This window comes from Vibrio sp. 1288, from assembly GCF_033344475.1.
Genome location: NZ_JAWPOX010000062.1, coordinates 1 through 12,283 on the forward strand (window position 1 = coordinate 1; position 12,283 = coordinate 12,283).

Below are 12,283 nucleotides of genomic sequence, written 5' to 3' on the forward strand. Positions count from 1 at the left end.
TCAAATTTGACAAAAAAAATGACGCAAACGGTTGCTTTTGGTGTTACATCACAAAAACAATTACTATATAATGCGCTCGCAATGACGAGGTGGAATCGGCATAGGTTCGACAGGGCTTATTTTAAGTGTCTGAATTTATTCCAATATCACCTTAATCAATTGCATAAGAGACCTAAGCACATGAGAATTTTGCGTGGCTCCCCAGCTCTTTCTGAGTTTCGTGTTAATAAACTACTGGAACTTTGTCGTGAACAAGATCTGCCTGTAACTAGCATTTATGCCGAGTTTATGCACTTTGCCGATCTAAAGTCAGACCTTGATGACCAAGAGTTAGAAAAACTTGAAAAGTTACTAACTTACGGCCCAACCATCGAAGAGCATGAGCCTGAAGGTCTTCTACTTCTTGTCACGCCTCGTCCTGGCACTATCTCGCCTTGGTCTTCTAAATCTACCGATATCGCTGTTAACTGTGGTCTGGATAAAGTGAAACGTCTAGAGCGTGGTACGGCTTATTATGTCGAATCTTCAGTTGTTCTATCAGAAGCTCAAGCTGACGCTGTTAAAGCGTTAATTCACGACCGCATGATGGAAACAGTATTCACAGAATTTGAAGCCGCATCAGCATTATTTACTGTTGCAGAGCCTAAGCCTGTCGCACATGTTGATATCTTAGCTGGCGGTCGTCTTGCGCTTGAAGAGGCAAACGTTTCCCTTGGCTTGGCACTCGCAGAAGATGAAATTGATTACTTGGTAGAGAACTTTACTAAGCTTGGGCGTAACCCAAACGACATTGAATTGATGATGTTTGCTCAGGCGAACTCAGAGCATTGTCGCCACAAAATTTTTAACGCAGATTGGACTATCGACGGGGTAGATCAACCTAAGTCTTTGTTCAAAATGATCAAAAACACTTTTGAAACGACACCTGACTATGTACTGTCTGCATACAAAGACAACGCAGCCGTTATGACAGGTTCTAAAGCGGGGCGTTTCTTCCCTGACCCTAAATCTCGTCAATACACGTACCACCATGAAGATACGCACATCTTGATGAAGGTAGAAACGCACAACCACCCAACGGCAATCTCTCCATGGCCGGGCGCATCGACTGGCTCAGGCGGTGAAATCCGTGACGAAGGCGCGACGGGTATCGGCGGTAAGCCAAAAGCGGGTCTGGTTGGCTTTACAACCTCTAACTTACGTATTCCTGGTTTTGAACAGCCATGGGAAACCGACTTCGGCAAGCCGGGTCGTATTGTGAATGCGTTAGACATCATGCTTGAAGGCCCTCTTGGCGGCGCGGCATTCAACAACGAATTTGGTCGTCCAAATCTATTGGGTTACTTCCGTACTTACGAAGAAAAAGTCACTTCTCATGCGGGTGAAGAAATTCGTGGTTACCACAAACCAATCATGATTGCTGGTGGTATGGGTAACATCCGCGATGAACACGTACAGAAGAAAGAGATCCCTGTAGGTGCGAGCCTAATCGTACTTGGTGGTCCGGCAATGAACATCGGTCTTGGTGGTGGTGCGGCATCTTCCATGGCATCTGGTCAGTCAGCAGAAGATCTGGACTTCGCTTCGGTACAGCGTGAAAACCCAGAGATGGAACGTCGCTGTCAGGAAGTGATCGACCGTTGTTGGCAGTTAGGCGACGATAACCCAATCGCATTTATCCACGATGTGGGTGCAGGCGGTATCTCTAACGCATTGCCTGAACTTGTCGACGACGGTGAGCGTGGCGGTAAGTTCCAATTACGCGATGTACCAAACGATGAGCCGGGCATGAGCCCACTGGAAATCTGGTGTAACGAATCACAGGAACGTTACGTTCTAGCGGTAGCGCCAGAAAACATGGAAGCATTCGACGCCATCTGTAAGCGTGAACGCGCACCGTATGCAGTGGTGGGTGTGGCGACAGAAGAGCGTCATCTAACGCTAGAAGATTCTCACTTCGACAATACGCCAATCGATATGCCAATGGATATCCTGCTTGGTAAGCCACCGAAGATGCACCGTGACGCAACCACACTAAAAGTGGAAAGCCCTGCCATTGTTCGTGATGGTATTGAGCTTAATGAAGCGGTGGATCGCGTACTTCGTCTTCCTGCTGTTGCAGAAAAAACATTCCTAATTACTATCGGTGACCGAACAGTAACGGGTCTGGTTGCTCGTGATCAAATGGTTGGTCCTTGGCAGGTACCAGTAGCAAACTGCGCAGTAACAGCGGCAAGCTACGACACTTACCATGGCGAAGCAATGTCGATGGGTGAGCGCACGCCAGTGGCATTACTAGACTTTGGAGCATCGGCTCGCCTAGCCGTTGGTGAGTCACTAACGAACATTGCGGCAACAGACATCGGTGATATTAAACACATTAAACTGTCTGCGAACTGGATGTCTCCAGCGGGTCACCCAGGTGAAGATGCGGGTCTTTACGAAGCAGTGAAAGCGGTTGGTGAAGAATTGTGTCCTGCGTTAGGTTTGACTATCCCAGTTGGTAAAGACTCCATGTCGATGAAAACCAAGTGGGAAGAAAACGGCGAGAGCAAAGAAGTCACTTCTCCACTGTCGTTAGTTATCACGGCATTTGGTCGTGTGGAAGACGTACGTAAGACCGTGACTCCACAACTACGCACTGACAAAGGAAATACTTCTCTAGTTCTTGTTGACTTGGGTAACGGCAAAAACCGCTTAGGTGCGACAGCATTGGCACAAGTATACAAACAGCTGGGTGACAAACCTGCTGACGTAGATAATGCAGAGCAGCTAAAAGGCTTCTTTGATGCAATGCAAGCGTTAGTACGTGATGACAAGCTAGTGGCTTACCACGATAAAGGCGACGGCGGTCTGTTTGTTACACTGGCTGAGATGGCATTCGCGGGTCACTGTGGCGTAAAAGCGAACATCGCAGAGCTGGGTGATGATGCGCTAGCCGTTCTATTTAACGAAGAGCTAGGTGCGGTTGTTCAAGTTAAGAATGATGATCTAGATTCAGTTCTATCTACTCTGGCGGCAAACGGCTTAGAGGCATGCTCACATGTGATTGGTTCTGTTGAAGCTTCAGACGACTTTGTTATCACTTCTGGTGATGCAGTTGTGCTTGAACGTTCACGTACCGAACTACGCGTTATCTGGGCTGAAACAACGCATAAGATGCAAAGCCTACGTGATAACCCAGCGTGTGCAGACCAAGAGCACGAAGCTAAGAAAGACAACTCTGACCCGGGTCTAAACGTTAAGCTCAGCTTCGACGTAAATGAAGACGTTGCAGCACCGTACATTGCGAAAGGTGCTAAACCTAAGATGGCAATTCTACGTGAGCAGGGCGTTAACTCCCACGTCGAAATGGCAGCAGCGTTTGACAGAGCAGGCTTTGAAGCAACCGACATCCATATGAGCGATATCCTAACAGGCCAAGCGGTACTGGATGAATACCATGGCCTAGTAGCTTGTGGTGGCTTCTCTTACGGCGACGTACTAGGTGCGGGTGAAGGTTGGGCTAAGTCTATCCTGTTTAACGCACAAGCTCGTGAACAGTTCCAAGCCTTCTTCAACCGTGAAGAGACGTTCTCTTTAGGTGTATGTAACGGTTGTCAGATGCTATCAAACCTGAAAGAGCTGATCCCAGGTGCAAACTTGTGGCCACGTTTTGTGCGCAACGAATCTGAGCGTTTTGAAGCGCGCTTTAGTCTAGTTGAAGTTCAGAAATCTGACTCTGTATTCTTCGACGGAATGGCTGGTTCGCGCATGCCAATCGCGGTTTCCCACGGTGAAGGGCGTGTAGAAGTACGTGATGCAGAGCACCTAGCAGCGATTGAAGCATCAGGTACGGTTGCGGTTCGTTACGTGGATAACCTCGGTAACCCAACACAACAATACCCGAACAACCCGAATGGTTCGCCAAACGCGATTACCGGTTTAACAACAGCAGACGGTCGCGTAACTATCATGATGCCTCACCCAGAGCGCGTATTCCGCACAGTTGCAAATTCTTGGGCTCCGGAAGGTTGGGGTGAAAATGGCGCTTGGATGCGTATGTTCCAAAATGCCCGTAGGAATATCGGTTAATTAACCAAAGGTTAATCTAGCTTAAGTAAAGCGTTGGTTGAGAGACCAGCGCTTTCTTTTTTCTTATCACTCTTTTTTCTTCGTCGCTCTTTCTAGTGACTTGGCGAAACGTTGCTTTGTTTTGCCTCTTCTTTGTCATCTATTATCTAGCGTAAAAAACTTGCAGCGTTTAGATTACTTTTATGCTCTAATACCGCGCTTACCAAGGGATGGTGTTAAACAGCTCAGCTTAGATGGAGTTATCAAGTTGACCGAATCCCTGATTGATCCCTAAATCCCTTAGGAAATGAAAGAAATGTCTAAGAATCCAAAATTTGCTATCCGCGTCACTGAAAAACGTAACGGCTGGAGCGCAGAAATCACTCGCCAAGTAACATCTCGTAAGACTGTAGTATCAAAGCGTGAAACAGGCTTTGACAGCGAAGAGAAAGCTCAAGCTTGGGCTGAACAAGAACTGGCTGGGTTTATCCAAAACCAAGTGGTTCGTAACGAGCGTAAAGCAGCGCAACGTCAAGAGCGTGAAGCAGAACAACTAGCGGCAAAAGTTCGTAAAGAAGAAGCCCGCAAAGCACGTGAAACGAAGTAGACACTGACGAAGAATAAGTTTAAATCGGTGAGATGGTGACGTTACCCATCAAACAAATAGTGAAAATGCCCTGAGTTTTGTCTCAGGGCATTTTTTATTTATATCGGCTAAAAACAATCCGACGATACGGACAAGCTAAACGTGCCGTCTTCAGGGGCTGCAAATTGTTTATTGCCAGGAAGAAGGTGAGGGTTATTAGCATAAGTGCGATGTGTCGATTTGACCTTTGCAGAATGTCTTTCCGGTAAATCAAAGTGTTGTAAGCCGTCAGATAGATCGTTTGCTTCACCGTAGTCGAAATGTGTTGCGACGTCTTTGGGCTGCTTGGCGTAACGACAGTGATCCGGCTTACCATCTTCGTGCCAAGTTAAAGAGTTAGTTTTTGCATCTAGATTCAGGTTATTTGCTGTTGGCTGTGCGTAAAAATCTTCTGAAACTTGGTGCTTGCTTTGTTCTTGTAAGTAGTCTGCAATGTTCTCAGAAGCTTGCGCTAGGCTACCTACAGGGAAGAAGCAAATCAGAAGAAGCCGTGTTTTTAGATTGTTCATAATGTGTATACAAGCAAAAGGAAATGATAATACTGATAAATAAAACGGCGTGCAATTATGGCCATTGGATACGATATAACAGGGCAGTTAATGTCTGCCCTGCATCTTTTAGGTATGGTTAGTATTGATAAGTGAGGTGCAGTTTGACTTCGCGACCAGGCGAAGGCACGCCATTAGATAGGTATGCTTCGTAGTAACGATCGGTTAAGTTTTTCACAACCGCGCCAACGCTCAAGCCTTCGACTTGTTGTATTTCCCAAACCACGTAAGCGTTTTGTAGCGTGTATTGCTCACTTGGCGATTTCACTTTTAAATTGTTACCGCTTGCCTTGGTTTTGGTTTGCGCATCATACCAACGGACTTCCCAGCCCGCACGTAAACCAGGAATCCATTCGTAACCTAAACCCAGATTAATGTTTAATGGCGGTACATCAGGATGATCATCATCTGAACCTGTAGAGTCAGATAGGCTACCTTTGTTTTTGCCGCGAATGTAACTTGCTGAGAAATTACTGTAGAAATCTTCAATCCGGTATTGTGAAATTAGCTCAAAGCCATAGTTTTTAAAGCCATCTAGGTTTGTATTCCAGCTTTGTAACTCAGTAGTATTTTTGTCGAGGTTTTCGCCCGTTCGTATATCAACTGTGTCGCTAACATCGTTATAGAACATAGTTAACTCTGTTGCGAGGTTATCGCGAGAGTTCACCAGCCCTTCCGTTAAGTTGATAACGCTTGCTTGATAAGCATGGATACGAGACACGTCCAGATTCAAAGCAGTAGCCGTAGCGGTAGCTCGCGCATATTGCACTGAGTAGATGTTATCAACGGTTGGTGCTTTTAAAGCGTAGGCGTAGGAGGCGTTTAAACGCGTATTATTGCTCGCATCAAAGTCGATATCCAAACGTGGGCTAAAGCCTTTATGCGTCGTTTCACCGTAGTTATGTCCGGCAGCTGGATCATTATAATCCGGCGCTGCGTTCCCTTTTCCTTCACTCTTGATGTATTCGTAACGCAGAGAAGGTGTGATTGTTAGGCGGTCTGTTGCTTGATAGTGATCAGCAATGTAAGCGGCATAAATTGACTGCGTGCCAGATGGTTCGTAGTAAGGGGTGTACCAACCGTAGTTTTTCGCTTCATTACTGTCGTATGATGCGTTGAATACTAACGAGTCTCTATCGGTTTTTTGATATTGAAGCCCAGTGACTAGAGTGTGGTCTCCGAATTGCGCTTGGTTAAACACATCAACGTAATCACGCTCGTAACTCAGCCATGACTCATGACCGTAACTGCCAACAGAAACGAACATTTTCTCGAATGCTACGTCAGGGCGAACCCAATGACGATCGTTTTCGGAACGTGCCATTTTGATATTGAAATCAATATACGGGTTAGTCGGCATGTAGTGGTAAGAGATGGTCGTGGTGTTGTCCGTGTATTTGTTATCGACGGTGTAAGCGTATTGGGCTTTTTCTAATGAGCCGTATTTCTTGATATTGTATTCGGTGATGTTAGGCATTTTTCCGCGGCGGTTAGCCCAAGGTTTACGACCTTCATCTTTGTAGCGAGTGTGGCTAATTTCAAACTCGTGATCGTTATTTTCATAACCGACCTTTACGAGCATGTTTTCTTGCTCATAACCTGAGTAATCCAGCGTTTCACCACCTCCGACTTTAATGTCATCAGAATCTTTTACCGAGCCATTCGCTAGAAAATAAAAACCAGTATCGTTTTTACCATAGAGTGTTAGCGTGTAGGCGTTCTCATCGCCGTTGGTGTTGTATGCACTTGAGATGCGGGCACCAAAGTTTCTTTCGCCGTACAGGAGATCATCGACACTTTTGGTTTTAATGCGAATGGAGCCACCAAACTTCCCGTTGAGTGCTCGATAGTCGTGCGCGCCCTTGATAATTTCTGCTTCGCCAATTAAGAACGGATCAAAAAAGAAGGTACCGTAGCGGTATTGTTGAAAACCAATTGGAGCGCCATCGACAAAGACGGCGATATCGCTTGGATCATCAAAACCACGAATGTTAATACGTTCGCCACCAGAACGACCGCCACCATCTATTGATGCACCGGGAACGGCATCGATCATTGAGGCAAAATTAGAGTACTGTTGCTCTTCAATCTCTGACCAATTAATGGTGGTTTGCGCAGGCTCAGCAATGGTAATAGGTTTGGCATAACGAACGCCTATGACTTCAAGCTCTTCATTTGGCGCTGTCTCGGCATATGAATAAAGAGGGAAGAGCAAAGCCAGTGAAATGAGATTTACTTTGAATGGATGACTTTTTAATCGTTTCATATTGATGATTTATAGTGTTTTTATGAAGCTGGGATTATAAGAACATTATTACGATTAATAAATGATAATGAGATTAATTATCAAATGTGTTTTTGCGACGGATTGTAAAGTTTTTTATCCATTCGTGGAAACTACGATAAGTATCGTTAGCGTACATAAAACAAAAAGCCCAGCATCATGGACGCTGAGCTTATTGGTTTTAAACAAGATAGTGCGAGCACTGTTGCCCCTTTTGAGCTAATCAGGCGCCTACTTGGTAGGAATTACTGAGTTTCTAACGGTATCTGTCCGGTGGTCAGCGGCTCGGCATCGAATTCAGTGAGGCCTTCAATATAGCTTTCGACTGCTTGCTCTAAAGCATTATCACCTTGGTTAAAATAGGCAAGGTGGAAAATTGCATCGCCTTCGTTCACCAATGGTAATGTTTGTTGACCGATAACCAAACCACGCTTCGGGGCTTTTAGTTCTATCTCATCATGACCAAGAGGAGAGCTAATATAAGCGAGCGTTTCCCCCTGTTCTACTTTGTCTCCCAGATTAACGACAGTACGCAAAATGCCGTTACCTGACGCGCGAACCCAGCTGGTGGACTTCGCTATGATAGGCTCAGGCAGCTTTTTCCTGCTCGCACGCAACATACCAATGGCTTGCATTACGCGCCGAATCCCGAGTACACCAGCGCTGATCGAAAGTGGATCAAAACGCAATGCTTCGCCAGCTTCGTAGGTGAGCACTGGAATATCGCATTTTTCTGCTTCACTGCGTAAAGAGCCATCACGCAATGCTGAATCAACAATCACTGGCGTCGAAAATGCTTGAGCAATACGTAGAGTTTCTGGGTTGCTTAAGTTTGCGCGAATCTGTGGCAAGTTCGTGCGATGAATTGCCCCTGTGTGTAGATCCAAAATGTAGTCACAACGCTTGGCAATGTTGTTAAAGAACCCGTGTGCCATACGAGATGCAAGTGCGCCTTTTTCACTGCCAGGAAAGCAACGGTTGAGATCTCGTCGGTCGGGCAAGTAACGAGATTTATGGATGAAACCAAAAACGTTAACGATAGGTACTGCAATGACAGTGCCTTTCAGTTTTTGTGGATCCAGTTGGTTAATGATCTGACGAACGATTTCTACGCCATTAAGCTCATCACCATGGATAGCAGCATTCACCATTAACACTGGTCCTTCTTGTTTCCCATGGATGATTTCCACAGGAATAGATAAAGGCGAATGTGTATATAGCTTCGCTGCTTCAAATTCGATCTCTAATCGTTGTCCTGGTTGTATTTGATGTCCTAAGAGCTCAAACACTTTGCTTTTTTTACTTCTGGCCATAAACCATCTCTGTCAAATGCGTCATCAGCAATGTAACAATTGCTGCAAAATCGCACTAATCATTCTCATTAAGGACACGACAAATTACTTTAATCGTCATGCGTGAAATTTTGGTATGTGTGAAGTTTTTGTTTTCAATATGATCTTTTCTATCAGTTTAATACATAACAAGACATAGAGAAGAGTGCGCAATAATAGCCTTAAAAAATGTGACTGTATTAAAAATAATACTGTTCATGGAGGACAAAAAAACGGACTTTTAACCCTACTTTTTATCCGATAATATCCGCGCCGAATTTGAGGTTTCACACTTTCTAACTAGAGGTTTTGATGAAAAAGGCAATTGCTAAAATTGGTGCATTGACTGCGGTAGCAGTTTCACTTTCAGGTTGCGTAGGTAGTAATGCCGTGACAGGTTATGTTATGGGGTTTAACTTGAAAGCTGTTGACAACCGTTACGCTCGAGGTGGTCTAAATATGCTTTTAGCGCCTGTTTATGGTGTCGCGATCGCAGCGGATTATATCGTGTTTAACTCTCTAGAATTTTGGACGGGTAAGAACCCGTTAAATGGTAAGCCACATATCTTCGATACAAAGGTAGATACTTACATTGATGTAAACCACCAATTAGATAAATCGTTAACGACGGCACCAATCGCACCATTAGCGGATAACCGTGTCATTGAGCAGGGGCGAATGCAGCAAATCGATGAGAACACTGTTCAAATGGATATTACTTACAGTAACGGTGAAAAGGCGACACTCATGGGTGTACGCGATGGTGAGTTTGTTACTTACTACATTGATGGTGAAGTTGTTGCACAAACCTCAATGGATGAATTAGCCGCTTACGCGCAAAACCGTGTGTAGTTGGGTTCAACTAAACCAAAAAAAAGGGTGCCGTATGGCACCCTTTGTCGTTTTTCGTGATTGAATTATGCTTTCTCTGGAATCGCTTCTAAAAGCGCGACCATCTGATCCCAGTACAACTGAACAGTATCAATCTTCACTTTCTCATCTGGAGAGTGAGGGAATTTTATTGTTGGACCGAAAGAAACCATATCCATGTGTGGGTATGGTTCTTTAAATAGGCCACACTCAAGACCAGCATGGATGACCATGATGTTCGGCTTATGACCGTAAATGCCTTCATACATATCACGGAAAATTGCCATGATCTCGGAATCTGCATCTGGCTTCCAGCCAGGGTAAGCGCCTGAGAACTGAATTTGTGCGCCTGCTAGCTCAGTAATCGAGCGCAGCATGCTTTCCACTTGGCTACGGCCAGAGTCAATGAGAGAACGAATCAAGCAAAGCACGGTGACTTTATTTTCTTCTGTGCTGATCACACCAACGTTTAGAGAAGTTTCAACAACGCCTTCCACCTCATCACTCATACGGATTACGCCGTTTGGACAAGCGTTAAGTGCCGCAATGAATCGTTGCTGATCGGCGATTGAAAATACTTGCGCGTCAGTCGTGATCGCTTCATTAAAGGTTACGATACCTGTTTCGATTTTACCCAATTCAGTTTTAAGCAGCTCAGTGTAGTGGTTGAACAGCTCAGCAAGTTTGTCTTGGTTTTCGACAGGAAGCGCGACAGTAACAAACGCTTCGCGAGGGATTGCATTACGTAAGCTACCACCACGGAATTCGACTAAACGTAAATCAAGCTCTTGAGCATGACCGGCAAGGAAACGACCAAGTAATTTGTTGGCATTACCGCGACCTGTGTGAATGTCACAACCTGAGTGACCACCTTTTAGGCCTTTCAGCGTCAGTTGGCGTGTTACAAAACCTGCAGGCGTTGATTCTCGAGAAATATCGAAAGTCATGGTGCCATCAACGCCACCTGCACAACCCATGTAGACTTCGCCTTCTTGCTCAGAGTCTGTATTTAGAAGAATCTCACCCTCTAACCAACCAGCTTCAAGGCCAAATGCGCCAGTCATGCCTGCTTCTTCATCAATCGTCAGCAGAACTTCGAGTGGACCGTGCTTAATATCTTTAGATGCCAATACAGCAAGGCAAGAAGCCATACCAATACCGTTATCTGCACCAAGCGTCGTGCCTTTCGCAGTTACCCATTCGCCATCGATGTAAGGTTGGATTGGATCTTTGGTGAAGTCGTGTTCAGTGTCTTCGTTTTTCTGCGGCACCATGTCGATGTGTGCTTGAAGTACAACAGCCTTCTTATTCTCCATTCCTGGTGTCGCGGGCTTTTTGATGAACACGTTACCGGTTGGATCACGGCGAACGTCAAAGCCTTGCTCTGTTGCCCAGTTGATAATGTACTGTGCTAATGCTTCTTCATGTTTCGATGGATGAGGGATAGAACAAATCTTATCGAAAAACTGCCAAAGTGGAGCAGGTGATAAGGTACTGATCTCAGAATGGAACTCAGACACGGAGGACTCCTTTTGATGTGCTTTGCCAAATATATACCGTAAAAATGTTGTCAAGGTAGCATTAAATGCTAGACGATTTGGCCTTCAAATTGCCGTTAGCATACCACCAGATAAGGAGTACGAGTAGTCGCGATCACAAGGATTTCTCTCAGAACTGTCACAGTTTGTGAATACAATAACAAGCACTATGTGTTCTCTATCATACATTCTGAAAGTGGCTTTATTTTTTAATTCATAAAACTGTAATTTAATTACATATAAACTTTGATAAAGGTCAATTTATGTATTTTTTGTGATTCCAATCACTAAAATGCTTGTAATTAAATTTCTTGGTGGTATATTTGTAACCAGCTTCTGAGAGAAGAATGAAATGCTCAAAGGATGAGTCCGTTTTATCGCCTCCAAGGAACCGAGAAATCAACGAATGTTTAATTGATTTAAAAGGTGATAGTTATGAAAGGTTTACCAAGTACAATGTTCTGGAATAGCAAGTCTGTTTACACCGGTAACTTTGTATACCCAACAAGCTTTGGCTACTAAGTGAAGTCAACGCATGTGACTCGAACAGTTTGTTCACCCCTATAAATTGGAATTTTTTTTCAGTGATAGTGCTGACATGATTCACCGCCACCCAAATTGGGTGGCGTTTTTTTATCTCTATTTTCTCTTCCTGACTCACTTATTGCCATCAAAGCCTTCTTCTATTCCCCATTCATCGGTTTTATCGACTTTTCCATCAAATCTGTTAGATACCATGTTTAAAATGGGCCTTTTTCATCTGAAAGTTTAGTACATTGCTCAGTTTTTATTCTCTTTTAGAGAACTGTGTTATCTGGGTTACCTATTGTTTTATAAGAATATATTTCTTTACTTGCTTTGATGGGTTAGAGAATGTGTTTCATATCCAAAGAAAAAAAACGCATTAGAGTGAAGATTCTATCTAGAATTTGCTATTTGATAACTTTATAATTCCCGCCAATCGATTACGCAACCGTTTACTTTTTACCTTTACAGGATTCGATCATGCTCGA

At 44.5% G+C, this 12,283-nt stretch carries 7 protein-coding genes; 3 read left to right on the top strand and 4 right to left on the bottom strand.

Going from position 1 to position 12,283, the window contains the following annotated elements; genetic code table 11:
• The first annotated feature begins 180 nt into the window (after positions 1-180).
• Together purL and R8O11_RS24050 are read left to right on the top strand one after the other, a co-directional pair.
• Positions 181-4,074 carry a phosphoribosylformylglycinamidine synthase gene (gene purL / locus R8O11_RS24045; RefSeq protein ID WP_318194519.1) on the top strand — a complete coding sequence of 1,298 codons (3,894 nt, stop codon included), beginning with the start codon at positions 181-183 and terminating at the stop codon, positions 4,072-4,074.
• A 295-nt stretch (positions 4,075-4,369) separates the two neighbouring features.
• A complete protein-coding gene (locus R8O11_RS24050) occupies positions 4,370-4,660 on the top strand; it encodes a DUF3622 domain-containing protein (protein WP_064376808.1) in 291 nt (96 codons plus the stop codon).
• Between the two features lie 107 nt (positions 4,661-4,767).
• Here R8O11_RS24050 and R8O11_RS24055 read toward each other — a convergent pair whose 3' ends face one another.
• The 3 genes from R8O11_RS24055 to R8O11_RS24065 form a co-directional block, all read right to left on the bottom strand.
• Positions 4,768-5,208, bottom strand: a complete 441-nt coding sequence (locus R8O11_RS24055) for a hypothetical protein (RefSeq protein WP_005381599.1) — start codon at positions 5,206-5,208, stop codon at positions 4,768-4,770.
• Positions 5,209-5,326: 118 nt separating this feature from the next.
• On the bottom strand, positions 5,327-7,513 hold the full coding sequence (locus R8O11_RS24060; protein ID WP_158157274.1) for a TonB-dependent receptor domain-containing protein: 2,187 nt from the start codon (positions 7,511-7,513) through the stop codon (positions 5,327-5,329).
• A 263-nt stretch (positions 7,514-7,776) separates the two neighbouring features.
• Positions 7,777-8,844 carry a succinylglutamate desuccinylase/aspartoacylase family protein gene (locus tag R8O11_RS24065; RefSeq protein ID WP_064376801.1) on the bottom strand — a complete coding sequence of 356 codons (1,068 nt, stop codon included), beginning with the start codon at positions 8,842-8,844 and terminating at the stop codon, positions 7,777-7,779.
• A 330-nt stretch (positions 8,845-9,174) separates the two neighbouring features.
• On the opposite strand from R8O11_RS24065, the gene R8O11_RS24070 reads away from it, so the two are divergent.
• Positions 9,175-9,714, top strand: a complete 540-nt coding sequence (locus R8O11_RS24070) for a DUF3332 domain-containing protein (protein WP_005383765.1) — start codon at positions 9,175-9,177, stop codon at positions 9,712-9,714.
• Positions 9,715-9,779: 65 nt separating this feature from the next.
• Here R8O11_RS24070 and R8O11_RS24075 read toward each other — a convergent pair whose 3' ends face one another.
• On the bottom strand, positions 9,780-11,252 hold the full coding sequence (locus R8O11_RS24075; protein WP_005381594.1) for an aminoacyl-histidine dipeptidase: 1,473 nt from the start codon (positions 11,250-11,252) through the stop codon (positions 9,780-9,782).
• Positions 11,253-12,283: the final 1,031 nt, after the last annotated feature.